This window comes from Bacillus sp. AFS073361, from assembly GCF_002567005.1.
Lineage (GTDB): Bacteria > Bacillota > Bacilli > Bacillales > Cytobacillaceae > Neobacillus.
Genome location: NZ_NUZU01000030.1, coordinates 81,169 through 107,258 on the forward strand (window position 1 = coordinate 81,169; position 26,090 = coordinate 107,258).

Annotated in this window: 23 protein-coding genes; 1 reads left to right on the forward strand and 22 read right to left on the reverse strand. The window is 38.3% G+C overall.

The window, feature by feature from the left end:
• Positions 1-106 precede the first annotated feature (106 nt).
• The 19 genes from thrS to COJ96_RS14325 form a co-directional block, all read right to left on the reverse strand.
• Positions 107-2,041 carry a threonine--tRNA ligase gene (gene thrS, locus COJ96_RS14230; RefSeq protein ID WP_098574346.1) on the reverse strand — a complete coding sequence of 645 codons (1,935 nt, stop codon included), beginning with the start codon at positions 2,039-2,041 and terminating at the stop codon, positions 107-109.
• Between the two features lie 555 nt (positions 2,042-2,596).
• Positions 2,597-3,475: a putative sporulation protein YtxC gene (gene ytxC / locus COJ96_RS14235; protein WP_098574348.1), complete on the reverse strand. Its 879-nt coding sequence runs from the start codon at positions 3,473-3,475 to the stop codon at positions 2,597-2,599.
• 163 nt (positions 3,476-3,638) lie between these two features.
• Positions 3,639-4,565 (reverse strand): primosomal protein DnaI, encoded by a 927-nt coding sequence (gene dnaI / locus COJ96_RS14240; RefSeq protein WP_098574350.1) that lies wholly within the window; start codon positions 4,563-4,565, stop codon positions 3,639-3,641.
• Between the two features lie 12 nt (positions 4,566-4,577).
• The gene (locus tag COJ96_RS14245) at positions 4,578-5,966 is read right to left on the reverse strand and encodes a replication initiation and membrane attachment family protein (protein WP_098574352.1); all 1,389 of its coding nucleotides are present in this window, start codon (positions 5,964-5,966) and stop codon (positions 4,578-4,580) included.
• Between the two features lie 57 nt (positions 5,967-6,023).
• On the reverse strand, positions 6,024-6,485 hold the full coding sequence (gene nrdR, locus COJ96_RS14250) for a transcriptional regulator NrdR (protein ID WP_098574354.1): 462 nt from the start codon (positions 6,483-6,485) through the stop codon (positions 6,024-6,026).
• Between the two features lie 88 nt (positions 6,486-6,573).
• Positions 6,574-6,969, reverse strand: coding sequence for a hypothetical protein (locus COJ96_RS14255; RefSeq protein WP_098574356.1), 396 nt, complete (start codon positions 6,967-6,969; stop codon positions 6,574-6,576).
• Between the two features lie 297 nt (positions 6,970-7,266).
• Entirely contained in the window at positions 7,267-7,641 is a 375-nt protein-coding gene (gene speD, locus COJ96_RS14265; RefSeq protein WP_098574360.1) for an adenosylmethionine decarboxylase, read from the reverse strand.
• 328 nt (positions 7,642-7,969) lie between these two features.
• On the reverse strand, positions 7,970-9,001 hold the full coding sequence (locus COJ96_RS14270; protein WP_098574362.1) for a glyceraldehyde-3-phosphate dehydrogenase: 1,032 nt from the start codon (positions 8,999-9,001) through the stop codon (positions 7,970-7,972).
• 177 nt (positions 9,002-9,178) lie between these two features.
• A complete protein-coding gene (gene coaE / locus COJ96_RS14275; protein ID WP_098574364.1) occupies positions 9,179-9,784 on the reverse strand; it encodes a dephospho-CoA kinase in 606 nt (201 codons plus the stop codon).
• 22 nt (positions 9,785-9,806) lie between these two features.
• Positions 9,807-10,442 (reverse strand): sporulation membrane protein YtaF, encoded by a 636-nt coding sequence (gene ytaF / locus COJ96_RS14280; RefSeq protein WP_098574366.1) that lies wholly within the window; start codon positions 10,440-10,442, stop codon positions 9,807-9,809.
• Positions 10,443-10,529: 87 nt separating this feature from the next.
• The gene (gene mutM / locus COJ96_RS14285; protein WP_098574368.1) at positions 10,530-11,375 is read right to left on the reverse strand and encodes a DNA-formamidopyrimidine glycosylase; all 846 of its coding nucleotides are present in this window, start codon (positions 11,373-11,375) and stop codon (positions 10,530-10,532) included.
• Between the two features lie 15 nt (positions 11,376-11,390).
• Entirely contained in the window at positions 11,391-14,027 is a 2,637-nt protein-coding gene (polA, locus tag COJ96_RS14290; protein WP_098574370.1) for a DNA polymerase I, read from the reverse strand.
• 23 nt (positions 14,028-14,050) lie between these two features.
• Positions 14,051-15,469 (reverse strand): two-component system histidine kinase PnpS, encoded by a 1,419-nt coding sequence (pnpS, locus tag COJ96_RS14295; RefSeq protein ID WP_098574372.1) that lies wholly within the window; start codon positions 15,467-15,469, stop codon positions 14,051-14,053.
• The gene (locus COJ96_RS14300) at positions 15,466-16,182 is read right to left on the reverse strand and encodes a response regulator transcription factor (protein ID WP_098574374.1); all 717 of its coding nucleotides are present in this window, start codon (positions 16,180-16,182) and stop codon (positions 15,466-15,468) included. Before COJ96_RS14300 ends, pnpS begins: the two co-directional genes overlap by 4 nt.
• Before the next feature lie 122 nt (positions 16,183-16,304).
• Entirely contained in the window at positions 16,305-16,781 is a 477-nt protein-coding gene (locus COJ96_RS14305; protein ID WP_098574377.1) for a MaoC/PaaZ C-terminal domain-containing protein, read from the reverse strand.
• An 88-nt stretch (positions 16,782-16,869) separates the two neighbouring features.
• The gene (gene mdh, locus COJ96_RS14310) at positions 16,870-17,808 is read right to left on the reverse strand and encodes a malate dehydrogenase (RefSeq protein WP_098574379.1); all 939 of its coding nucleotides are present in this window, start codon (positions 17,806-17,808) and stop codon (positions 16,870-16,872) included.
• A 91-nt stretch (positions 17,809-17,899) separates the two neighbouring features.
• The gene (icd, locus tag COJ96_RS14315; RefSeq protein ID WP_098574381.1) at positions 17,900-19,168 is read right to left on the reverse strand and encodes an NADP-dependent isocitrate dehydrogenase; all 1,269 of its coding nucleotides are present in this window, start codon (positions 19,166-19,168) and stop codon (positions 17,900-17,902) included.
• 123 nt (positions 19,169-19,291) lie between these two features.
• Complete coding sequence (gene citZ, locus COJ96_RS14320) at positions 19,292-20,410, reverse strand: citrate synthase (RefSeq protein ID WP_098574384.1); 1,119 nt, start codon at positions 20,408-20,410, stop codon at positions 19,292-19,294.
• Between the two features lie 273 nt (positions 20,411-20,683).
• The gene (locus tag COJ96_RS14325) at positions 20,684-21,145 is read right to left on the reverse strand and encodes a DUF441 domain-containing protein (RefSeq protein ID WP_098574387.1); all 462 of its coding nucleotides are present in this window, start codon (positions 21,143-21,145) and stop codon (positions 20,684-20,686) included.
• 217 nt (positions 21,146-21,362) lie between these two features.
• On the opposite strand from COJ96_RS14325, the gene ytvI reads away from it, so the two are divergent.
• Positions 21,363-22,478 (forward strand): sporulation integral membrane protein YtvI, encoded by a 1,116-nt coding sequence (ytvI, locus tag COJ96_RS14330; RefSeq protein ID WP_098574390.1) that lies wholly within the window; start codon positions 21,363-21,365, stop codon positions 22,476-22,478.
• Positions 22,479-22,522: 44 nt separating this feature from the next.
• On the opposite strand, the gene COJ96_RS14335 is transcribed toward ytvI, so the two are convergent.
• The 3 genes from COJ96_RS14335 to pfkA form a co-directional block, all read right to left on the reverse strand.
• The gene (locus tag COJ96_RS14335) at positions 22,523-22,909 is read right to left on the reverse strand and encodes an FxsA family protein (protein WP_098574393.1); all 387 of its coding nucleotides are present in this window, start codon (positions 22,907-22,909) and stop codon (positions 22,523-22,525) included.
• A 106-nt stretch (positions 22,910-23,015) separates the two neighbouring features.
• Positions 23,016-24,779, reverse strand: coding sequence for a pyruvate kinase (pyk, locus tag COJ96_RS14340; RefSeq protein ID WP_098574398.1), 1,764 nt, complete (start codon positions 24,777-24,779; stop codon positions 23,016-23,018).
• Positions 24,780-24,832: 53 nt separating this feature from the next.
• On the reverse strand, positions 24,833-25,792 hold the full coding sequence (pfkA, locus tag COJ96_RS14345; RefSeq protein ID WP_098574401.1) for a 6-phosphofructokinase: 960 nt from the start codon (positions 25,790-25,792) through the stop codon (positions 24,833-24,835).
• Between the last annotated feature and the right edge of the window lie 298 nt (positions 25,793-26,090).

The window sequence follows — 26,090 nt, forward strand, 5'->3', positions numbered from 1 at the left end:
AAATGAACTATTTTCTTTGACAACGAAATTTATTTTAGCAAGAAATAAATAATTATTCAATAGTTTTTTTCAAACAAAAAGAGAGGCGAACCTCTCTTTCTACTGTTTATCCTCTTTTCACTTCAGCAATTAATGAAGTTAAAAAGTCTGAGAATGGCTTTGTTTCTGAGTTTTGCTCGCCATATTTGCGGACATTAACCGCCTGATTTTCGACTTCTTTATCCCCAACAACAAGCATATATGGTATTTTTTGCATTTGTGCTTCACGGATTTTATAACCGATTTTTTCATCACGGCCATCCAATTCAACACGAATACCTTCATTTTGAAGCTGTTCTTGAACTTGTTTCGCATAATCATAATGCACACCAGGAGAAACAGGAATGACCTGCACCTGTACCGGAGCGAGCCAAGTAGGGAAAGCACCTTTATATTCTTCAATTAAGAAGGCAACAAATCGTTCCATTGTGGATACAACACCACGGTGGATTACCACAGGACGATGCGGTTTACCGTCCTCACCCACATATGTTAAATCAAAACGTTCTGGTAATAAGAAGTCCAATTGAACTGTGGAAAGTGTTTCTTCCTTTCCTAATGCAGTTTTCACTTGAACGTCAAGCTTTGGACCGTAGAAGGCTGCTTCTCCTTCTGCCTCATAATAATCAAGACCAAGGTCATCCATTGCTTCCTTCAGCATTCCTTGGGCTTTTTCCCACATTGCGTCATCGTCAAAATACTTTTCAGTATCTTGCGGGTCACGGTAAGAAAGGCGGAAGGAATAGTCATTAATATCAAAGTCTTTGTATACGGCTAAAACGAGGTTCACAACCCGTTTGAATTCATCTTTAATTTGGTCAGGTCGAACGAAGATATGTGCATCATTTAAAGTCATTCCACGAACACGCTGTAGTCCTGAAAGTGCACCAGACATTTCATAACGATGCATTGTTCCAAGTTCTGCGATTCGAATTGGCAGCTCACGATAGCTGTGGATGCTGTTTTTGTACACCATCATGTGATGCGGACAGTTCATTGGACGAAGAACTAATTGCTCGTTATCCATGTCCATTACTGGGAACATATCTTCTTGGTAATGATCCCAGTGCCCTGAAGTTTTATATAAATCGACACTTCCCATAATTGGAGTGTATACATGGTCATAGCCCAGACGTTGTTCTTTATCAACAATGTAACGTTCAACCACCCGACGGATAGTTGCACCCTTTGGAAGCCATAACGGTAATCCTTGTCCTACCAATTGATTGCTAGTGAAAAGGTTTAACTCTTTCCCAATTTTACGGTGGTCACGTTCTTTCGCTTCTTCAAGTAAGCGAAGGTGTTCCGCTAAGTCTTCTTTCTTGAAAAAGGCTGTTCCATAAACGCGCTGCAGCATTTTATTTTTGCTGTCACCGCGCCAGTAAGCACCTGCAATGTTTAACAGCTTAAACTCTTTGATTTTACCTGTTGATGGGACATGGACTCCGCGGCAAAGGTCAAAGAAATCACCTTGTTCGTAAATTGTCACTGTTTCCTCATCAGGAATAGCCTCAATTAATTCCAGCTTATAAGGGTCACCTGCTTCTTTAAAAAGCTGAACAGCCTCCGCACGGCTTACTTCTTTGCGGACAATTTCAATATTTTCATTAACGATTCGGGCCATTTCTTTTTCAATCTTTGGCAGATCTTCTGGAGTTAATGATTCTTCAAGGTCCATATCATAATAAAATCCACCTTCGATAACAGGTCCAACACCTAAATTCACACCCGGATAAAGTCTCCTAACAGCCTGTGCCATCAAATGCGCAGTACTGTGACGTAAAATTTCTAACGCATCATCGGAATCTGGGACGACGATTTCTATTGAACCGTCTTCATTAATTGGACGGCGAAGATCAAACAACTGTCCGTTCCATTTGCCGGCAATCGCTTTTTTCTTTAGGCCTGGGCTGATGGATGCGGCAATATCTTCCGTTGTTGTTCCTTGTGGGAACTCCTTTACTGCCCCATCTGGAAACGAAATCTTAACAACGTCTGACATGGTAATTCCTCCTTTGAAATAAGCGTTTCGGGTCAATTTTTGCCCAAAAATCCGCTTTTAAAAAATAGGCTGTGTTAAACTAGTCTGTTGATTTCCGTTCCAGGCACTTCGCTTTCCGCGGGCGTGCCGGGGAGCCTCCTCNNATCAACAGAGTTCCAAAATCAACATTATTCTTTAACACAACAAAAAAATAAAAAAACCCGTCCCTGGAAAAGGGACGAGTTTTGATAAACACGTGGTTCCACCCAATTTTTCATTTTCACATAATAACACTTTGAAAATGACTTTGGTCTGTTAACGGTCGAGAGCCGTCAGTCAATTACTAACCGCATGAAGACATGAAGCGTTCACTGCTGAAGTTTAAAGGTGGTAAGTATTATTTTCGTGTTAGGAGGCTTTCAGCCATGTCCTCCCTCTCTAGAAACCGTAAAAAATACTGTTATCCTTATCATCACTTTTGCTATGACTATACTATGTATGCAATTATAATGATTAATTTTTGAAAAATCAAGAGACATCAACCTAATAAGACAAATTTTCACACAATTCCTCTTCTCAAGCCTGATTTTCAGAAGATTGCTGATTCTCCGCCCATTTATTCACTTCTCTTAGTGCAGCAAATGATTTAATGGTTACTCTTTCTTCAAAAATATTTTTAATAGTCCTTACTAAGGGCTCATCCGGGTCCTTTGTATACAAAAAAATAGTTGTAGGCGCAAGTGATAATAATGGGGCAATCGATGCTGAGTCGACATAGACAGGATGGTTTACCAGGAGTTTACGGTCAATCATTCTTGTTAATTCAGCACGTTTCATTTCGACAAACTGCTCATTATAAAAGGTGATTTCCTCATCAAACAATAAATGGAGCACCTCCATTTTTGGTTCACGATTCACCAGAAACTCACGGAGCATCTGCACGAATATTTGATATTCTTGCTCCATTTTATATTCATCAATCGCAATCTCGACATACCCTTGCAGTGACTGTAAATACGGACGTAAACGAAATTTAAGGAACGAGTCAAACGAAAAAGAGATATTATCTTGAAAAATATGGTCGATTGCAGATTTGATCTGTTTCTCTTCATTTGTATCGTTTAAAAAAATAGACAGGTCTTCTCGTTGACCTTCGAGGATGGAATCAATAATCTCGATAATTTGCTGCTGTTCTTCATATTCATCGTAGAAATAATGGCCTTTTAATATTTCCCTAAACCAATCATCCCGCTTTATGATCGTAATGAATTCATAAAAAGCATGTTTAACAATTCTTGAAATTTCAACCGATACCATACTGCTAAAAAATTTTACTATATGTCGATCTTCAATTAGAAGAATAGTTTCTTTGTCATGATTATTTGGTAAGTACTTCAGCAAGTGGTCATAAAATTTTTCAGCATCCAACTTGCTTTGGAAGATGATTTCCGCCAACCGAATCCCCCCTTTAAGCCAATCTTTGTATTAATATATATGGGGGACTTGGCTAAAATAGAAGTTAGCTGGTACATGCTTTTGTTATTTACAGAAAAAAAGGATAGAAAAAGGACTGCCGACTTGTTTACGACAATCCTAATACTACATAAATTGATTTAAATTACCTTCTGTTTGGTCCCTCGACCATCACAGGCACACTCAAGGAACGAATCCGCTCCATGATTCGTCTTGCCTTCATCTTCTCTTCTTCGCCCCTCTGACTGTAGGTTAAATGATGCTCAAGCCCTTTAAAGTCAAAGTTTGATGTAAAAAATGTAGGAAGACTCTCAAGCATTCTAAATTGTAGAATGGGGCCAAGCACCTCGTCCCTCGTCCAACTTGAGACAGCTTCAGCGCCAATATCATCAAGCATAAGGATGGGTTCTTTTTTTAATGCTTCAATTTTTTCATTCAATGTGGAATCCGCGATTGACCCTTTCATTTCTCGCAACAATTCTGGCACATAGACAATCATCGAAGAAATTTGTTTCTTCGCCAATTCGTTGGCAATTGCACCTAATAAATAAGATTTTCCCACACCGAATTTCCCATAAAGATAAAGACCTTTTGGCTTATTTCCTGCCTCATAATTCATTAAGAACGTTGCAGCTTGATCGCCGGCATCGAGTCGGCCAGTGTCCGCTTCAAATTCCTCAAAGGAGGCTTCCAAGATATCTCTAGGGACATATAAACTCTTGATCAACTTCTCATTTTTCTTCTTTTCGTCAGCCATAATTTTTCGAGGACATTGTTTATACACCACATCGATAGAATTCCGAGCTAAAACCAAATCAGGGTGATACCCCTTCATAAAATTGATGCAGCCATCAAGGGATTCACATTTATTGCAATCCTTGCTCTGATTGATGTACTCATACAGTTTACTCATACTTTTATCAATCATCACAGAATCAATAGCCTCTTGATTCTGTGACAGAAATGCTTTAACATCAGGATTTTGCAGGACTTGCATTCGCTGTTGTTCATATCGTTTTTGAAAACTTTCATTTGAAGCCAATCTATTTAAGGTTTTATTGATTTTCTCCAACTACGGCACCCCCTATTTGCGGAACGCTTTTAATTTTTCTTCAATTGCCCGTTTCTTTGCTTCGACCTCATTATTAGTTCCCTGCGAAGGCTCTTTGCTTGTGTCCTTAGTGCCCTCATCAAACCAATCTGGGATTAATTCTGTCCGTATCGGCTTTTTACTAGTTGATTTCCCCGTTTTTTTACTCTCGGTTGCCTTGTGTTCTTCATTTTTCGCAAGTTCCATTGCTTCCTTCACCGTTTTAACCTGCTTCCTTGCCCAATGACTAGCAATGGTCTCCACAAAACCCTTGGTAAATTTCATGTCCGTCTTTCTCATTGCCACTTCAATTAAAACATTGACAACACCCGGTGGCAGTTTATATTTAATCATAATTTCTTCTAATGTCTTCAAATTGGCATTCGAAGGCTCTACTCCGCCTGAGAATTCTTTAAAAACGATTAGCGGCGGGGTCGTTTCGTAAGAACGGATTAATTTCTCCTCCGGAGTTTTAGGTTCAGTGATTTGAGTTTGGTGGACAATAGGCTGGGTTCGGTTAATAAGACTTGGTAACTGGTCATAATTAACAAACTGATACCAATCCCGAGCACCTTTTCTTAAGTCTTCAATGTCAATCTCATCATGTTCGTTAATAGCGCCTAAGATGAAATTCTTCATTTCTAATGGGGAGATTTGATACAGAAATGCAAGATTACTAATCACTGCTTTTACTTTTGGCGTTAATGCTTTTTTCGGAACGAGTGACTCATTCAGCCCGGCTGCTAACATATCAAAATCAAACGTGTCCAAACCAATTTGAATCGGATTGGAATCCGACCGTCCAATAAACTGCTGATTTTCTTCCTCATGTAATTCTTCAGAAATCCCATGTATATATTGCATACTGCCTGGTGCAGCTGAAGCAAACACATCCTGAAAGGCTTTAGTAACATCAACATACTCATCTTCACTCGGCTTTTGTTGATCACTAAAAAAGCGTTTCAACCGTGAAAAATGGGTTTTTCCGATCTTTCGGTAAAGATAAATATTTAGCATCCCATCTAAAAAGAATTGTTGGGGACTTAATGGAGGACGAAGTTCATATAAAAACGACCTGCCTCCTTCATCTGTTTTGACACGGGTATTTAACAAACCTATGCCTTCTAACTTTAACCTTGCTTCAAAAATGTCCTTTAAGTTCATCTCTAAGAGATTCATCAACAGATGGTGTGTGGAGGACTCAGACCATAAACGGTTTTCCTCTACCTCTGCCCAGAGAGTCATATATAAACTAAAGCAAGTTGAACCAATCAAAGGCTGATATAAAAACGTCAGCACTTTCCGGTCATAATCATGCAGTAGCCCATCAGCAGTTACGATATAACGGTCAATAGGAAGAATTTCCTGCCAATGCTGCGCCATAATACTACAACCTTCCCCTGTTATAAAGTCAAAAAGAGCCAAAAACCTATTTAGCTCTTACGATTTTTCTTTTTTTATTAATTCTTTTAATTCATCAATGAAAACATTGATATCCTTAAATTGTCGATAAACAGATGCGAATCTGACATAGGCAACTTCGTCCACATGCGCTAGCCTGTCCATTACCATTTCACCTATGGCTTCACTTTTTATTTCAGAGACCCCCTGACTTCGCAGGTCTTTTTCAACACCGTGGGTTATATCTTCTAGTTCCTTTAAGGCCACAGGCCGCTTCTCACAAGCTTTTATTAAACCTCGTAAGATTTTATCACGACTGAACTCTTCTCTGGTACCTTCTTTTTTGACTACAATTAACGGGATCTCTTCAATCTTCTCAAATGTAGTAAAACGATACCCACATTCCTCACATTCGCGTCTCCTCCGTGTGGCCCGGCCTTCATCAACAGGCCTGGAATCAAGGACACGTGTACCATAATTTTGACAAGAAGGGCATTTCATTGTAATCAACTCCAAATCTACACTGTAGCTTCCGAACTAAACGCTTACTTTCATCTTATAAAAAAGAATATCTTTATACAAGTAAGTATTAGGAGTTTTTTATTCCTACGAAGTTATGTAATTGATTAATTCGCTCGTAATAAGAAATAATCCGCTTTTTTAAAGCAGGATAGGTGCCGAGAATCGAAATTTTTTCAGATGAAATATTAAAGTCTACTGCGGTTTCCATTGGTTTTACAGACACAATGGTAACAATCAGAAAGCATTTAATTGGTTTATTGATTTCAATAGCAATTTCTCCATGATCTTTAGAAACGGTTGTTACTTGGCAATCGGCATCTTCATGAAATAACTTTTCAACTGAATCGAAAACTTGGTTAAACTTTGCCTTATAATAATGCGTTTTTAAAGAATCGTCAGCAATTTTGTCTGAAGTCTCAATTTGCTGCTTAAATCGAACAAATAAGTTACCTAACATAGCCATACTTTTCCTCCCCAATTGTCTTTTGTTTTATTGTACAACATTTTCGCTTAAAATATAGCCTCTGTTAAAGTTGCCTGTTGATTTCCGCTCCAGGCACTTCGCTTTCCGCGGGCGGTCCGGGGAGCCTCCTCGTCGCTGCGCTCCTGCGGGGTCTCCCCTGCCCCGTACTCCCGCAGGAGTCTTCGTGCCTTCCACTCCAATCAACAGGGTGCCTAATTCAGCAATAAACTTTAACACAGACAAAATATAAAAAGAGGTGTATGTTTAGATACACCTCTTACCAATTATGTTCATAGATTATAGTATTTTTGCCTGTTTTACATGGACAGGACCCATGCCGCGTGGAATTTCAATATTTTCACGTGTTTGGGCATTTAATGCCTCAGCAATATAATCTGCTGCAACATTAGGATTTAAATCGCCGCAAGTGAAGACATCAATGCTGGCGTACCCATGTTCAGGGAAGCTGTGAATAGTTAGATGTGATTCGGAAATAATGACGACACCACTCACACCTTGTGGAGCAAATTTATGAAATGCTACTTCACGGATTTCTGCCCCAGATTTAAGAGCTGCTTCAACAAAAGTCATTTCAATAAAATTCATATCGTTTAGTTTTTCAAAGTCGCATCCCCATAACTCAGAGATCACGTGACGTCCCATTGTTTCCATATTCATTTTCCCCCTCTAACCTTTTTGTTCTTTCTTGAAATCATGTATTGACGGTATCTTATAACTACCACGGGGGAAAGTTAGTCCAGAGAGGTCCTAACCCTTTAAGTAATTAATCGCTACCTAATTTCAAGAAGTTCACGATGACTAGTATACTTTGTTTATATTTTTTTTGCAACCTATCAATTTAAAAAACTTTATTAGGACGGGCTTTGTCATCCATTTGTTAATAAATTCAACAAAGCTATTTTATGCCTATTTCACCAAAATGGCACAAGATAGCACACAAAAAAAAGCTGTCAAATCGACAGCTTTTTTTGCGCTTTATTTACCCAACCTTTAACTCTGAGGACTTTGCTATTTGCTGAGCAACCAACAGAGTGAGATCTACCACACGTGACGAATAGCCCCATTCATTATCATACCATGCCAAAACCTTTACTTTTCTTGTGCCCATCACCATAGTGGATAAACCGTCAATGATGGCAGAATGCTCATTCGTATTAAAATCAACAGATACTAACGGTTCCATTGTGAAATCCAAAATACCTTTTAATGGTCCATTTGCTGCTTCCATAAGGGCATGATTGACTTCATCGACCGTCACATCTTGTTTAAGATCCACGACTAAATCAACTAGTGAAACGTTTGGTGTTGGTACGCGAAGTGACATACCATGTAATTTCCCCTTTAACTGTGGTAAGACTAGAGATATTGCTTTCGCTGCACCTGTTGTCGTTGGAATGATTGATTGACCGCATGCACGAGCCCTCCGTAAATCTTTATGAGGGTTATCAATATTTTTTTGATCATTTGTATAGGCATGAATCGTGGTCATTAATCCGCATTCAATTCCAAACTTATCGTCTAATACCTTTGCAACTGGTGCTAGACAGTTGGTTGTACATGATGCATTGGAGATAATGTCATGAACATTAACATCTAACATTTCCTCATTTACACCCATGACAATTGTAACATCCTCATTTTTTCCCGGAGCAGTTAAAATCACTTTCTTTGCTCCCGCTTCTAAATGTAATGCCGCTGCTTCACGGGCATTAAACTTCCCAGTAGCTTCGATAACAATCTCAATCCCAAGCTCTCTCCATGGAAGTTCCTCTGGATTACGACTGCTCAATAGTTTAATCCTTTTTCCATTTACAAGTAACTCTTCATCTAAAGGAATAACATCTCCTTGAAATGGTCCATGATTAGTATCATATTTAAGTAGATGTGCTAATGTTTCTGCGGGATAACTAGCGTTTATGGCTACAACATCAAGTTTATTTTCAAGGATCGCTTTTCTAAAAACCATCCTTCCAATTCTTCCAAACCCATTAATCGCAACTTTTGTCTTCATTTTTGCAACCCCTTTTGTATTAGTGACATACTTAATACTTGTATTATTGTAATTAGTATAACATATTTAGGTGGAATTGTGATGAATTATGTGCGGATTTTTTAATGTTTAATAATTTAGATAACTTAATAATATAAAAAAAGAGAAGGGGGACTCCTTCTCTCCGGTTGTTTCATCTTATTTTTTATTGATGCCAAACTTCGCTAAGATTTCAAGAAGCTGTTTTTTTGTGTCCTCGACCGATCCGTTATTATTAATTACTGCGTCCGCCAGCCTGAGTTTGTCAGATAACGGCATTTGCGAATGAATCCTTGCTTCAGCATCCATGACAGATAGGTTATTTCTCGCCATTAATCTTTTTAATTGCGTTTCATTGTCAACAAATACTAGTAATGTTTTATCCACCATATAGGTAAGTTTACTTTCAAATAGTAACGGTATATCAAGAACAACCACTTCTTCGCCGTTCTTTTTTGCTGTTTCGACTTGGTCTTTCATTCTTCTTCTGACTTCTGGGTGAACGATGTCATTTAATAATTGCCGTTTTTCGACTTGATGAAAAATAATGGAGCCCAGTTTAGGCCGGTCAATTTCTCCATCGGCTAATAATATATCTTCGCCAAACTCAGCAATGATCTTAAAATAAGCCGCTTCACCTTTCATTACCGCAAGGCGTGCTTCAATATCTGCATCAACCACAGTGATATTCATTTCTTTGAAAAAGTTAGAGACGGTGCTTTTTCCACTTGCAATTCCACCTGTTAAACCGATAACTAATGACATCCCAAAATCCTCTTTCTGATTCTTATAATTTCCAAATCCCTATAATAATTAATAATATCCCTGGTAAAAAGGTGAACTTTTGAATCCATTCAAATTTATGAAAAAAAGTTCCACTTTTTATTCCTAAAAGCACAAACAACGAACTCATAATCGCAACAGTAAACGCTAAATAATAAGGAGAGAAGCCAAGCATCGCTGCACCAATCCCAGCTCCAAAGGCATCCAACGACAAGGCGAACCCTAACATTAACGCCTCAATCCCAGTAATCGTACCAGATTGATCGAAATCAGCCGACATCGGCTTTTTCAATATATTAATGGCTAATCCAAGGGACTTGATCTCAAAATTCACGATGGTCTTTTCATGATCGAGTACGTCCTTTTCTTTTTCTGGCCGAAAAAATTGATACAAAACCCAAGCACCAAGACCAATTAGGATAATCCCCCCTAGGCTTGCGGTAATTCTTGGTGATAAAACTTTCTCAAGTCCATGTCCAATTGACACGGCGATCATTAAGGAAATAGCAGAGCAACTTGCAATAATAATTATTGACCTTAGCGGCATGACCATTTTCCTAAGTCCATAGGTAAATCCTACGCTAAAGCTGTCAAGGCTAAGGGCAAAAGCGAGGATGAGAAGTGATAACAACTGAACCATGATGTATAGGGCTCCTTCCACCAAAATCATTACGATAGTATATGGCAGGAGCCTATCCATGGTTAATGTTATTCTCTTTTCACTCTTTTACTTTTTCGGTTCTGCTTCGATTTTTTGGCATTGAGGGCAGTAATGGGTTCCTCTCCCACCAACAGTTGTTTTTTCTAAAGGTGTCCCGCATCGTTTACACTCTTCACCGTTTCGACCGTAAGCATATAATTCAAGCTGGAACATTCCTATTTCACCTTGAGAGTTTACATACGAACGGATTGTACTTCCTCCCTTTTTGACTGCTTCACTCAAGGTTGCCACAATCTCACGATGAAGAAGGGTAACTTCGCTGTTATCCAGAGTGTTAGCCAAACGCTCTGGATGGATTCCGGCCCTAAAAAGTGCTTCATCCACATAGATATTTCCAAGTCCAACAAAGACTTTTTGGTCTAATAAAGCTGTTTTAACTTTCCGATTCGTTTTTGCCAGCTTTTCAGCTAAATATTCGATGGTGAATTCCTCCGAAAATGGTTCAGGGCCAAGTCCGATCAAGGGCTCCGTTAAAAACTCATCCCCTTTTTTATAAAGATGCATGGTTCCAAACTTGCGAACGTCCCGATATCTTAACTCTGTCCCATCTGTAAAATGAAAGAGAACATGTGTATGTTTATCATAGGGCTCATCCTTAGGATATAGACCATACTTTCCTTCCATTCTCAAATGAGAAACTAAGGCGAAATTTCCTGTATAAATAATTAAAAATTTCCCTCTTCTTCCGACATCAAGAATGGTCTCCCCAATCAAGGCATCGACAAATTGTTCCACTTCCAGTGGATTTTTTATGATTTTCGGCCAATAGACCGTTATATCTTTGATGGTTTTATTCACTACTAATTTTTTTAATGTTTTTCGAACAGTTTCTACTTCCGGAAGTTCTGGCATTGTAGCCCCCTCCTATTATTTAGCGTCAAACCAAGTTGGCCCGTAAGCATAATCCACTTTCAATGGTACCTTTAATTCAAGGGCATTTTCCATTACGTCTGGGACTAATTTCTTTAAAGTTTCCAATTCTTCCTCAGGTGCTTCAAAAATTAATTCATCATGTACCTGAAGTAAAAGCCGTGTCTTTAACCCCATGTCCTTTAAAGCCTCATCCATATCTATCATTGCTTTTTTTATGATATCAGCAGCACTGCCTTGGATTGGTGTGTTCATTGCCGTTCTTTCTGCAAAGCTTCGGATATTAAAATTACGCGCAGTAATTTCAGGAATATATCTTCTTCTTTGCATTAGGGTTGAAACGTACCCCTTCTGCTTGGCTGAGTGTATAATTTCATCCATATATTCTTTGACACCTGGGTAAGTATCTAAATAGCGTTCAATGAATTGACCGGCTTCTTTCCTAGTTATTCCTAAGGATTGGGATAGTCCATAATCACTGATTCCATAGACAATTCCAAAGTTTACAGCTTTTGCCTGCCGCCTCATATTTGAGGTTATCTCATCCTTATTGACATGGAAAACCTCCATGGCTGTCTTCGTATGAATATCCATATCTTCCTTAAATGCTTGAATCAGCTTATCATCACCAGCAATATCGGCAAGTACGCGAAGTTCAATCTGGGAATAATCCGCAGCAAAAATGATCCACCCTTCCTCAGATGGAACAAAGGCTTGACGAATTTTCCGACCTTCTTCCAAACGAATCGGGATATTTTGCAAATTAGGGTCAATCGAACTTAACCGCCCTGTCGCTGTTAAGGTTTGTTGATATCTAGTATGGACTTTTCCCGTTTTAGGATTAATCACCTTTAATAATCCTTCTATATAGGTAGATTGCAGCTTACCTAATTGTCTGTATAGAAGGATGTATTCAATAATTTCATGATCCTCCGCCAATTTTTCCAATACATCTGCCGAAGTGGAATACCCTGTTTTCGTTTTCTTTAATGTAGGCAGGTTTAATTTCTCGAATAAGATAACGCCAAGCTGTTTAGGTGAGTTGATATTAAATTTCTCTCCAGCTAATTGACATATCTTCTCTTCAATTTCAATTAGTCTTTCATTTAGTTCTTTGCCCATTGTCTGAAGGCGTTCCTGTTCCACTTTGATTCCGCATGATTCCATATCAGCTAAAATGAGCGATAATGGCATTTCAAGTTCAGTAAATAACTGATATTGTTCATTTCTCTTTAATTCATCTTCAAGTTTTCCTCTTAAATCAGACATGGCAAGACTTTTACGGACAAGATGCTCCGCAAGCTGTGTTACTTCAGGGACTTTTCGTTTCGCCCCTTTCCCATAAAAGGATTCATCTGTTTGGATTGTATGTACATCGAATCGTTTCGTAATCGCGGCAAGATCTTCAATGTTCTCCGATGGATTTATGATATATGACGCCATCAAAATATCAAAATCGACACCTTTTAAATGAATATCATATCTTCTTAAAGAGACTTCAGAACGTTTGGCATCATAGACGGTCTTCTTTTTACTCTCATCTTCTGCCCATCTTTTGAAAGCCTCTGATTGCAATACCTGATTTGTAGGAAAATAAAAATGCCCATTTTCATTGACAAGGGAAAAGCCAATAATTTCTGCAAAATGATAATTATCATCCAACATTTCAACATAAAAATAATTGTCGTCTGCAAATAACTCTTCCGTGATTTCTGCTGGAGTTTGAAACTCAATCTCTTCCAGTTCTGGCACATCAGCCATCTCTGGACCTTCACCCAGCTTTTCCAATAACGAATGAAATCCTAATTCTTTAAAGAGAGCTACTAATTTATCGCGCGTAAACCCCTCATAAGCAATCGTATCTAAATTTACTTCGATAGGTGCCTGCCTTTCAATCGTTGCCAGCTCTTTACTCATTATGGCTTGATCCTTAAATTCTTCCAACTTCTCTTTAAGCTTATTACCATTAACCTGGTCAATAGAGGCTAATAAATTTTCAAGCGTTGTAAACTCCTTTAAAAGTTTGATCGCTGTTTTTTCACCAACGCCGGGTACACCAGGAATATTATCGGAAGGGTCCCCCATCAGCCCTTTCATATCAATGATTTGCTCTGGTGTTAGTCCATATTTTTCAGCGACATGTTCAGGGGTATATTCCTCAATATCTGTAATACCTTTGCGCGTAATTCCAACGGTAGTCGTTGGTGAAGAGAGTTGCGTTAAATCTTTATCTCCGGAAATCACCTTCACTTCATACCCATCATGTTCAGCACTTAATGACAAGGTACCAATGATATCATCAGCCTCATAATTTTCAAGTTCGTACCTAGAGATTCCATAGGCATCTAGAAGGTCACGAATGAACGGAAATTGTTCCGATAGCTCAGGCGGCGTTTTTTGTCTGCCGCCTTTATATTCACTAAAGGTCTTATGTCGAAAGGTCGTTTTTCCTGCGTCAAATGCGACAAGGATATGGCTTGGCTTTTCATCTTCAAGTATTTTCATCAGCATCATCGTAAAACCATATACGGCATTCGTGTGAATTCCTTTATCGTTATTAAGCAAGGGTAGTGCAAAGAATGCCCGGTAAGCAATACTATTACCATCGATAAGGACAAGTTTCTTTTTTTCCATTTAAATATATCCACCTTCCAAAATCACCTTAAATATTTATACAATTCAATTATAAACTCGCTTCCTTCACCCAATTCACTTCTAACACTTATATTTCCATGATGGGCTTCAATTAAATGCTTAACGATCGCTAGACCTAGTCCAGTCCCGCCGGAGTTTCGGCTTCTTGCTCGGTCAACACGGTAAAAACGTTCAAAAATACGTGGAATTTCTTCCTTATTAATTCCGATCCCAGTGTCTTTTACATGGACTCGTACCTTTTCACCGTGTTCGAGTAGGATTATTTCCACATTCCCTTCAGGCGGAGTGTAGTTCATGGCATTGGCAATCAAGTTAATAAACACTTGTTTTAAACGGTCTAAATCACCCTGGATCATCACTTGATCTTGCTTACAAAGAAGGCTAACCCGGATATTCTTTGCTTGGGCTTTTCCACTAAGAATCGTAATAACCTCTTTTAACATCTCGTTCAAATCTAGTTCCTGAATATTTAATCTGAATCCCTGTTGTTCTATTTTTGAAAGATCTAATAATTCTTGGATGAGGGTTTGGAGTCGGTCACTTTCTTTTAGAATAATGGAAAGAAACGCTTCCAATGTTTCTTTATTATTCATGGCACCATCCATCAGTGTTTCAGTAAATCCTTTAATAGAAGTGACCGGGGTTTTTAATTCGTGCGATACGTTGGCCACAAAGTCCTTGCGCATTTGCTCGAGTTTTTTTATTTCAGTAATGTCATGAAATACGAGCAATACACCTTTCCATACATTGTTGGTTCCAAGAATCGGAACACCATAGACAACAAAGTACCTACGTTCAATGAATAGTGGAACAAGTATTTGTTTGCTGACCTTTTTTTCCGTCCGAAAAACTTCAGCCACTAACTGACAAATTTCTTCATATTCAATAACTTCGTAATAAACTTTATTTAAATAATCACTAGAATTGACATGAAAAATATCAATAAATCCTTTATTAATTAGGTTGATGTACCCTCGACTATCAATTAGAACTAGACCAGCCCCCATATTTTCAATTAGTGCACTTAGTCGGTCCTGCTGCATTTCTTGTGCTTTAGTGAGTTCTTGCAGGTTTTCTGCCAGCATATTGATTGATGATCCAAGCATCCCCGTTTCATCTAATCTACTTACTGTAGTTCGAGCACGGTAATTTCCTTTAGCCAGTTCAATGGCAACGTTGGTTGCAGCCTCAATTGGTTTGGTATACTTTGAGGTAATTCTTACACATAGAAAAAGAATAATAATGATGGCAATCCCAAGACAAATGGAAAGAACCCATAAAACTTCAAATTTCAGATGTTGAGTTAGTGACTCTAGGTAATAGCTTTTAAAAAATTGACCTATCAAAATTCCTACCCCAACTAATACAATAATAACTAGTATGATTAGTGATATTAGCAGTCCTTTTCGGAATTTGGTCATTCTCCCTTAGGCTCCTCCAGTTTATAGCCCAAGCCCCGAATTGTTTTAATATAGGCCGGCTTTTTTGTGTCCGCTTCAACTTTTTCTCTTAAATGTGATATATGTACATCGACTATTCTAGTATCGCCAGCAAAGTCATAATTCCAAACAGCACTTAGTAATTGATCACGGGTCATAACACGCCCTTTATTTTTGGAGAGGTAAAGAAGCAATTCAAATTCTTTTAATGTTAACTCCAACAACTTGCCGTTAAAATAAGCCTCATATTTATCAGAATTGATTTTCAGATTACCTATTTGTAGCAATCCCGTCTCTTCTCCACCTACTTGTCCAGCATCTGTTTGAATTTGAGTCCTTCTAAGTATGGCTTTGACACGAGCGATTACTTCTCTTGGACTGAAAGGTTTGACCATGTAATCATCTGCACCAAGTTCCAGCCCCAAGATTTTATCGAATTCATCCTCTTTAGCGGTTAACATTAGAATCGGAGTCATAATCTTGTTTTGTCTCAACTGCTTACAAACTTCCATTCCATCCATTTTAGGCAGCATTAAATCTAATACAATGATATCAGGTGATTGTGTCTCTGCTAATTGTTTTCCCTCTTCTCCATCCATTGCTGTTATTACATCAAACCCCGCTTGCTCCAAGTTATATTGTAGTAAAGTAACAATCGACTGTTCGTCATCGACAACAAGCACTCTATTTTTCATAGTAACCCCCACTTTATTAGTTACCTCCATTATAATAATAAAGTTTGTGTATTTTCTAGCTTTACAAAACTTTAACAAATAAAAGGAATGTGAACAGGTCACATTCCTTCTTAATAACATTATTAAAAATTCTCTAAAGCCCTGCCATGAATTTCTTCTAATCGGTGTGGCGGACATACTTTAACGTTACCTTGAATGACGGTCTCGTTCTTTTCATTAGTTCCTGCCACACTAATCACAATGGTATGCTCATTCCTTGTTACTTCAACGACTTCGAATAACAACTCAACAGCTCCATAATGAAAAACAGGTTTAGGAAAATTGATTTCTTGGCTTAAAATATGGCTTCCAGGGCCGGGTAAATATTTTGAAATGGCTGAGGTGATCATACCTGTCAGCATAATGCTCGGAACGATCGGCCTTTCAAATGGAGTCTGTGAAGCATAATCATGCTGAATATAGAGGGGATTTGCATCATCCGTTAATCCTAAATAAAGAAGCAGATCCTTGTCTTCTATTTTTTCAGTCATAGCTAATTTTTCACCGACAGAAATTTCTTCAATTTTACGTCCTAACCTTCTTTTTTTACCTAAAAGCAAAAAACTCCACCTCCATGTAAGCGATTTCAAATGTATACAAAGAAATTCGGGGAACCTTTGTAACCCCGAATTTCTCCTTTATCCTTTTTTACGCTAATACTTGCATCACATTGCGAACGGATTCAACTGATTTATCTAAAGCAGCCTTTTCGTCAGCAGTTAATTCAAGTTCGATGACTTTTTCAATACCATTTGCACCAAGGATTGTCGGTACACCAAGGTAGATGCCATCGTAACCAAATTCGCCTTCTAGATAGGCAATGGATGGAAGAACACGGCGTTGGTCTTTTAGAATGGCTTCACACATTTCAACTAAAGAAGCAGCAGGAGCATAGTAGGCGCTTCCATTACCTAGAAGGTTAACAATTTCACCGCCGCCCTTTCTTGTACGTTCTACAATAGCTTCAAGACGATCTTTAGGAATTAATGTTTCTAAAGGAATACCGCCCGCATATGAGTAACGTACAAGCGGAACCATGTCATCACCATGACCGCCTAAAACGAAACCAGTAATGTCTTTAACAGAAAGGTTTAATTCTTGAGCAACAAATGTACGGAAACGAGCAGTATCAAGAACACCAGATTGACCAATTACACGGTTTTTAGGGAATCCTGATTCTTTAAATACTGTGTATGTCATTGCATCAACTGGGTTAGTTAAAACAAGAATAGTACAGTTAGGGGAATACTTCACGATTTCTTGAGTTACACTTCTCATAACCTTTTGGTTTGTCTGAACTAAATCATCTCGGCTCATACCAGGTTTACGAGCAATACCCGCAGTAATCACGACGATATCTGAATCACGCGTATCTTCATAATTTGAAGTACCAGTAATATTGGCATCAAAGCCTTGTACTGGACTTGCTTCAAGCATATCTAGTGCCTTACCTTTTGTAGGGTTTTCCATTGGAGCGATATCTACTAAAACTACATCTCCAAGTTCCTTTTGAGCTAGTAAAAATGCCGTAGTTGCTCCAGTAAATCCTCCGCCGATTACAGAAACCTTTTTACGTTTTAATGACATTATAACTCTCCCCTTTTAACGTTTTGTTGTTCTTGAACCATAAAATGCAGGAGGGGCTATTTAAAGAACAGCCCACATCTGCATCAACCCTTTACTCCATGTTCTTAATAAGCTCGCTAGCAAATTCAGAAGTTTTTACTTCTGTTGCGCCTTCCATTAATCGAGCAAAATCATATGTTACAACTTTAGAAGCAATTGTCTTTTCTACTGATTTGATAACCATTGAAGCGGCTTCGTTCCAGCCTAGGTGCTCAAGCAATAACACACCTGATAAAATAACAGATGATGGATTCACCTTATCAAGACCTGCATATTTAGGTGCAGTACCGTGTGTTGCTTCAAAAATCGCATGTCCTGTTTCATAGTTGATGTTAGCACCTGGTGCAATACCAATACCGCCAACTTGTGCAGCAAGTGCATCTGAAATGAAATCTCCATTTAAGTTCATTGTTGCAACAACATCAAACTCACGTGGACGTGTAAGAATTTGTTGTAAGAAGATATCAGCAATGGCGTCTTTTACGATAATTTTGCCTGCTGCTTCTGCATCAGCTTGAGCTTTATTAGCCGCTTCTGAACCTTGCTCCGCTTTAATACGGTCATATTGTGCCCATGTAAAGACTTTATCACCGAATTCCTTCTCAGCAAGCTCATAGCCCCAGTTTTTAAATGCACCTTCAGTAAATTTCATGATATTCCCTTTGTGTACAAGTGTAACTGACGTACGGCCTTCTTTAATGGCATAGTTAATTGCCGCACGGACTAGACGAGAAGTACCTTGTTCAGAAACAGGCTTAATACCGATACCAGAAGTTTCTGGGAATCTAATTTTGTTAACGCCCATTTCATTTTGTAAAAAGTCAATTACCTTTTTAACTGCTTCTGTACCTTTTTCATATTCAATACCTGCATAAATATCTTCTGTGTTTTCACGGAAAATAACCATGTCTGTATCTTGCGGACGTTTAACCGGTGAAGGAACACCCTCAAACCATCTAACTGGACGTAAGCAGACAAACAAATCTAGCTCTTGACGCAGTGCAACATTCAACGAACGAATTCCGCCGCCAACCGGTGTAGTTAATGGTCCTTTAATAGCAATCAAATATTCATTGATTACATCAAGTGTTTCAGATGGCAGCCATTCACCAGTTTGGTTGAATGCTTTTTCTCCAGCTAAAACTTCTTTCCAGATTAGTTTGCGTTCACCTTTATACGCTTTTTCAACAGCTGCATTTAAAACTCGCTCAGAAGCTGCCCAAATATCTGGTCCGATTCCGTCACCCTCAATAAATGGAATAATTGGATTGTTTGGTACGTTTAATACTCCGTTAGTAACTGTAATTTTTTCGCCTTGCATAGTTGATTTTCCCTCCTATTATGTAAAAAAGCTACGTTATGACTTATGGAAAGGTTAGAGATGTTTGTCTCTAACCTTATCATACATTCTTATTAGACCAATTATTGCGACAAAAGTAAATAATTAACCTCGTTGCTCAATTGGTACATATTTTTGCATTCCAGGACCTGTATAATCTGCACGCGGGCGGATTAAGCGGTTGTTTTGATACTGTTCAAGAATATGAGCAAGCCAGCCTGATACTCTGCTTACTGCAAAGATTGGTGTCATTAAATCATGGTCAATCCCTAAGCTGTGGTAAACAGAAGCAGAATAGAAATCCACGTTAGGCGGCAGATTCTTTTCCCCTGTTACAATACTTTCAATTTTTTCAGACATATCATACCATTGTGGTTCGCCTGTTAATTCAGTCAATTTTTTAGACATGGCTCTTAAATGCTTGGCACGTGGATCTCCTTTTCGATAGACACGATGGCCAAAGCCCATGATTTTTTCTTTCTTCTCAAGCTTACCACGTACATATGGTTCAACATTTTCGAGCGTACCAATTTCTTTTAACATTTTCATGACCGCTTCATTTGCTCCACCGTGTAATGGTCCCTTAAGAGCACCAATTGCAGCAGTTACACCAGAATAAACATCGGATAATGTAGCTACACATACACGGGCTGTAAATGTAGATGCGTTTAATTCATGGTCCGCATGTAATACAAGCGCTTTATCAATCGCTTCAACAGCGATTGGTTCTGGTACTTTCCCAGTCAACATGTATAAGAAATTGGCTGCAAAGCTTAGTTCTGGTTTAGGTGCAATTGGCTCTAACCCTTTTCTTATACGGGCAAATGTTGCAACAATCGCAGGCATTTTTGCCTGAAGGCGAATAGCTTTTTGATAATTTGAATCAGCATCCATTAAATCTGCTTTATCATCATAAATACCTAAAAGCGAAACGGCTGTACGAAGGGCAGCCATTGGATGTACTTCTTGAATTGGAAACAATTTAAAGTGTTCAATTACTTCCTGTGGCAATGCCGAATTTTCAGCAAGTTGTTTTTTCAATTCAGTTAACTGGTCTGCTGTCGGCAAATTACGATGCCATAATAAATAGATTACCTCTTCAAAACTAGCATTTACAGCTAAATCGTCAATGTCATAGCCAACATAAGTAAGCGTATCATCAATAATTGAGCTGATGGAGGAAGTTGTTGCCACTACCCCTTCAAGACCGCGTGTTACTGTCATAGTAAATCTCTCCTTCTCATTCTAAATTTCCCCATACCAGTAAAGTGAAAAAATCCCATTGTCCATCCTTTAAATTAACTGAGCGACTGCTCGGGTAAAAAGCAAACAATTAAAATGCTATTTCTTTAGGCTAAAATTAGTTAATAAGCAATCAGCATATATAAGTGGTTTATGTAAAAAAAGAAACGCTTACAAGCCTATTATAAACAATTATCAGATTTTTGTGAATGGAAAGGCTTAGAAAAGTGAAAAAAATATTATTTTACAAAAAATCTACGAAAAAAAACCATAAATTTTCATTGCGGTATAGGCGATTCCAGCGCCAATTAAGGGACCAACTGCTACCCCTTTGAAAATAGACACAGATAGGATTGTTCCAAGAACTAATGCTGTGGTAATCTGGGGGTCATCGGCTAATAATTTTACCCCTCCTTTTGCAAGAAGAGCGACAATCATACCAGAGATAAGGGCAATCCATGCAAAGGAGGATTTAAACGCTCCAGTTAAGTCTTTAAAACCGATTTCTCCACTTGCAATCGGTGCTAATACGGCAATGGTTATAATCGTTACCCCCCAATTGATTCCTTTCGACTGTATAAATGAAAATGCTTTAGTATCTAATCCTCCAATTTTTAAAACTAGGAGGACAGCAATTGCGATTAGTAATGAACTATTTTTCGCGATAAAACCTATGACTAGCAGTAATAGTAAAAATAAGACTGACTCGTTTAACATGACTTCACCCTTTCTTATCAAAATTATCGTAACATAATGTCAATCCATGAGCGAAATTTATGTTAATGCCAGACTTCCGTTATATTCCATTACGACTGTTCTTCCAAAAAGTGATTGTAATATTTTCAAAAGGATATTTATTAGTTAAAATATGCAGATTATTTCGTAAAATGTTAAACTGGAATTATGATAATTTCCGTTATAAGGAGGTTTGTCTTTGAATTTAAAGTATGTAAACCGGACAATACGATTTATCATTGTCATTGGAGCAATTGTTTTAGGACTTTTATGTTGTTTTTATATATCAAAACTGATTTATCCATTTTTGATAGGTTTAATTATTGCCTTTTTGATTAATCCGCTTGTTGACATTTTTGAAGGAAAGGCAAGGATGCCTCGTGCCTTGGCAGTTTTTATTGCACTCATTATTATTTTTGCTTTATTTGCAGGACTTATTACACTCCTTATCGCTGAAATTGTTTCGGGTGCAAATTATTTATCTACTGTGGTACCAAAACATCTTGATACGTTAATAGAGTATATAGAGAATTATTTCACAGCGCAGATCCTGCCGATTTATGAACAATTATCTAGCGTCTTTAAAAAACTTGATTCTGGGCAGCAGGATACCATTATTAGTAATATTCAGAATGTCGGGACTAGAATCGGCACCACTGTTGGGAGTTTTATTCAAAATTTATTCGGGATTATTCCCAATATTATTGCTTGGCTTCCGAATGCAGCGACAGTTTTAATCTTTTCTTTATTGGCTACGTTTTTTATTAGCAAAGATTGGTACCGATTTTCGACATTTGGCGGCAAACTTCTACCCGAGAAAGCAAAAGCAAGTAGCAGATCGGTTTTTATCGATTTAAAAAAGGCGCTTTTTGGATTTATTAAAGCCCAATTAACATTAATCTCCATTACAACAGTAATTATTCTAATCGGCCTACTTATCCTCCGTGTTGATTATGCAATAACAATTGCTTTAGTCACTGGCATTGTCGATATTATTCCCTATTTGGGAACAGGTGCTGTTTTTGTTCCTTGGATTATTTATGCGGCGATTGGTGGAAATATGGGGCTTGCCATCGGATTAGGTGTTCTTTATATCATTGTTCTCGTCCAGCGGCAGATTATGGAACCAAAGATCCTTTCATCTAATATTGGCCTCGATCCATTAGCAACACTGATTGCCTTATTCGTCGGATTTAAATTAATTGGATTATTAGGATTAATTGTTGGTCCTGTCACTCTAGTAATCATTAGTACTCTTTATCGGGCCCATGTTTTTCATGATTTATGGGGATTTATCATGGGGAAAGAAAAATAAATGCTTTTAAGTAAAAAGTCAGCTCCCTAATCGGAAGCTGACTTTTATTTTATTATTTTTATATTCCCTTTATTAATCTTCCTTTGCCACATTTTTATGATTAATATTTTTATCGGCTTACGGGTTGGTGGAAAAAGGAAGAAGAAACCGGATACATCAGTCATAAATCCGGGGGTTAAAAGCAGTGTTCCACCGATTAAAATGCATATTCCATCTAATAAAGCATCTCCTGGAAGTTGTCCATAGCTCAACTGTTCTCGAACCCTTCGGATCGTCTGCAAGCCCTCTCTCTTGGCTAAATAAGCCCCAATAACTCCAGTTAAAATAATTAAGGCAATGGTAGGCCATACACCAATTGTCTTTCCTGAAAAAAGCAGTACACCAATATCCAGAGCTGGAATGACTATGATTAATAGAAATAAATAACGCATAGATTGTCCCCTTTCCAAAAGGCTTAGTATCATTATATTACGAATGGGGATCTTTTTGTCAGATATAAAAAAAGAAGGGTTTCCCCTTCCTTTTTTTACAAACAGTTTATAATACGCTAGCGTGACCGTTGTAAATAACACCTTGTTTAGCATCAACGGTTATTTCTTGACCTTCTTTAAACAAACCAAAAGCATTTTCTACCCCTACAACCACAGGGATGCCTAGGTTTAGACCAACAACAGCCGCATGGCTTGTTAATCCACCTTCTTGGGTAATCACAGCAGCGCATTTTTCAAGAGCTGGGACCATGTCACGATCGGTACCTAGCGTTACCAAAATGGAACCTTGTTTTACCTTATCCAAAGCCTCTTTAGCATCATGTGCGATAACCACTTTCCCAAATGCAGACTTACGGCCAATGCCTTGTGCTTTAGTAATGATATCTCCAACCACATGAATTTTCATTAGGTTCGTGGTACCAGCTTCACCAACAGGGACACCTGCTGTAATGACTACTAAATCACCACGGTTCACTATACCGCTATTTAAGCTCGCTTCAACCGCATTATCGAGCATTTCATCTGTTGTGGTCGCAATATTGCCAAACTGCGGGTAAACACCCCAAACAAGGGATAGCCTACGGCAAACATGCTCAATAGAAGTTACCGCTACAATCGCTGCTTTCGGGCGATATTTAGAAATCATTCTAGCCGTGTGTCCACTTTCCGTTGGGGTAATAATGGATTTCACTTCAAGATTTAAGGCAGTGTGGACAACAGATTGTCCGATTGCATCAGTAAGATTGTGCTCTGTATCTTTACTGCGGCTTGAGAGAATTTCTTTGTGATCTAATGCGGATTCTGCCCTGGAAGCAATATTGTGCATAGTTTGGACAGCTTCTACTGGATATTGTCCTGCTGCTGTTTCACCTGAAAGCATAATTGCATCGGTACCGTCGAAAATCGCATTCGCTACATCACTTGCCTCAGCGCGAGTTGGGCGTGGATTTCTTTGCATGGAGTCAAGCATTTGTGTTGCTGTTATCACAGGTTTCCCCAGTGCATTACATTTCTTAATTAACATTTTTTGAACTAGTGGTACTTCTTCAGCAGGAATTTCAACGCCTAAATCACCACGTGCTACCATTAAACCGTCTGAGAATTCCAGAATTTCGTCGATGTTATCAACACCTTCTTGATTCTCAATTTTAGGAATAATATGGATATGTGTTGCTTTATTCGCTTCTAAAAGCTGACGAATTTCTAATACGTCCTTTGCACGTCGCACGAATGATGCAGCAATGAAATCAATTCCTTGTTCAATTCCAAAAAGAATATCTTGTGTGTCTTTTTCTGTGATACCCGGCAGGTTAACAGATACACCTGGGACATTCACGCCCTTTTTATTCTTCAATGTACCACTATTTAAAATTTTCGTATGGATCTCTTTATTTGTTTTATCTACATCCGTAACTTCTAGACCAATTAAGCCATCATCTAAAAGAATTTTAGAACCAACATGGACATCATCAATTAATCCAGGGTATGTAACGGAAAACTTATCAACGGTCCCTTCAACTTCTATCATAGAGACAATTATATTATTTCCAGCCTCAAGCTCAATTGCACCGTTTACCATATTATTTGTCCGAATTTCAGGACCTTTTGTATCAAGCAAGATCGCCACTGTTTTCCCAGTTAGTTTTGCTGCTTCACGGATATTTTTAATTCGTGCTCCGTGTTCTTCAAAATCACCATGTGAAAAATTCAAACGAGCCACGTTCATTCCCGAATTGATTAATTGAGTTAATTTTTCTACACTTTCACTTGCTGGACCGATCGTACAAACAATTTTTGTTTTTCGTAACATCCGTGATTTCCTCCTATATTAAAAAAGCACTTAAAGTTATCTTAATTTAATTCTTAAATTGATAATTCCATCGAAAGTTTATATAAATCAAGGTCTAAGGTATGTTCACGACCAAGAGCCTCAATTATGTCATAATCCACTAGTTGATTTTTCTCAATCCCTACCGCACGACCGCCTTTTCCTTCAATCAAAAGCTCAACGGCTCTGGCTCCTAATCTACTAGCAAGGACTCTGTCAGCAGCTGTTGGTGATCCACCACGTTGAATATGCCCTAAGACAGAAACTCTGGTATCAAAGTTGGTTGCTTCTTCTACCTGCTTCCCAAACTCTACACCACTGCATACACCTTCTGCTACCACAATAATACTATGCTTTTTACCACGCTCATGCCCTTTACGAAGTTTGTCGACAATATCATCCATGTCATAACCTTCTTCAGGAATCAAAATTGTTTCTGCACCACCCGCTAGTCCTGCCCATAGAGCAAGGTCACCTGCGTTTCGTCCCATTACTTCAATGACAAAAGTTCTTTCATGAGATGTAGCGGTATCCCGAATTTTATCTAATGAATCAATCACGGTATTTAATGCTGTATCAAACCCAATTGTAAGTTCTGTTCCAGGAATATCATTATCAATCGTACCAGGAACTCCCACACACGGAAAGCCATGTTCTGTTAAAGCCTTCGCACCCATATATGAACCATCGCCGCCGATTACCACTAATCCTTCAATTCCATGTGCTTTAAGCTGTTCAATTCCTTTTTGTTGTCCTTCTTTGGTTTTAAATTCTGGACAGCGAGCAGATTGCAGCATAGTTCCTCCGCGTTGAATAATATCGCCAACCGAGCCTAACTCGAGTTTTTTAATATTACCAGAAATTAACCCCGTATAACCTCCGTAAATACCATATACTTCTAAATTATGATAAATGGCTTTCCGTACAACAGCACGAATCGCTGGATTCATCCCCGGAGAATCTCCACCACTTGTAAGAACTCCTATTTTTTTCATAGCTTTCACCTCAGTTATTTGATTAGGAAATTATGTATAAATCCATATGTAGTAAAAAAAAAGGAACAAAGAGTTTTATAAATTACTTCTTTTATTATTTACATAAAACCCGCGAATATTTATAAAATAACACGAAGAAATAACTATAACAACCTTATGATATTAGTAAATTTAAGAGTCGGAATAGTCAGTTAAATGGAAACGTTTTATTCTTATGTGTAAGCGGAAACATTGGTTTTTTTGTGGAATTCTCGTGAACATTGTGTGAAATGGTCAAAAAAATAATGTGCCCATAAAT

Bases quoted from the DNA above. Each gene is read 5' to 3' on its own strand.
- thrS (WP_098574346.1), bottom strand. From the start codon at position 2,041: ATGTCAGACGTTGTTAAGATTTCGTTTCCAGATGGGGCAGTAAAGGAG.
- COJ96_RS14245 (WP_098574352.1), bottom strand. From the start codon at position 5,966: ATGGCGCAGCATTGGCAGGAAATTCTTCCTATTGACCGTTATATCGTA.
- nrdR (WP_098574354.1), bottom strand. From the start codon at position 6,485: ATGAAATGCCCTTCTTGTCAAAATTATGGTACACGTGTCCTTGATTCC.
- COJ96_RS14255 (WP_098574356.1), bottom strand. From the start codon at position 6,969: ATGGCTATGTTAGGTAACTTATTTGTTCGATTTAAGCAGCAAATTGAG.
- speD (WP_098574360.1), bottom strand. From the start codon at position 7,641: ATGGAAACAATGGGACGTCACGTGATCTCTGAGTTATGGGGATGCGAC.
- COJ96_RS14270 (WP_098574362.1), bottom strand. From the start codon at position 9,001: ATGAAGACAAAAGTTGCGATTAATGGGTTTGGAAGAATTGGAAGGATG.
- coaE (WP_098574364.1), bottom strand. From the start codon at position 9,784: ATGTCATTAGTTATCGGTTTAACAGGTGGAATTGCAAGTGGAAAAAGC.
- ytaF (WP_098574366.1), bottom strand. From the start codon at position 10,442: ATGGTTCAGTTGTTATCACTTCTCATCCTCGCTTTTGCCCTTAGCCTT.
- mutM (WP_098574368.1), bottom strand. From the start codon at position 11,375: ATGCCAGAACTTCCGGAAGTAGAAACTGTTCGAAAAACATTAAAAAAA.
- polA (WP_098574370.1), bottom strand. From the start codon at position 14,027: ATGGAAAAAAAGAAACTTGTCCTTATCGATGGTAATAGTATTGCTTAC.
- pnpS (WP_098574372.1), bottom strand. From the start codon at position 15,469: ATGACCAAATTCCGAAAAGGACTGCTAATATCACTAATCATACTAGTT.
- COJ96_RS14300 (WP_098574374.1), bottom strand. From the start codon at position 16,182: ATGAAAAATAGAGTGCTTGTTGTCGATGACGAACAGTCGATTGTTACT.
- mdh (WP_098574379.1), bottom strand. From the start codon at position 17,808: ATGTCATTAAAACGTAAAAAGGTTTCTGTAATCGGCGGAGGATTTACT.
- icd (WP_098574381.1), bottom strand. From the start codon at position 19,168: ATGCAAGGCGAAAAAATTACAGTTACTAACGGAGTATTAAACGTACCA.
- citZ (WP_098574384.1), bottom strand. From the start codon at position 20,410: ATGACAGTAACACGCGGTCTTGAAGGGGTAGTGGCAACAACTTCCTCC.
- COJ96_RS14325 (WP_098574387.1), bottom strand. From the start codon at position 21,145: ATGTTAAACGAGTCAGTCTTATTTTTACTATTACTGCTAGTCATAGGT.
- COJ96_RS14335 (WP_098574393.1), bottom strand. From the start codon at position 22,909: ATGCGTTATTTATTTCTATTAATCATAGTCATTCCAGCTCTGGATATT.
- pyk (WP_098574398.1), bottom strand. From the start codon at position 24,779: ATGTTACGAAAAACAAAAATTGTTTGTACGATCGGTCCAGCAAGTGAA.
- pfkA (WP_098574401.1), bottom strand. From the start codon at position 25,792: ATGAAAAAAATAGGAGTTCTTACAAGTGGTGGAGATTCTCCGGGGATG.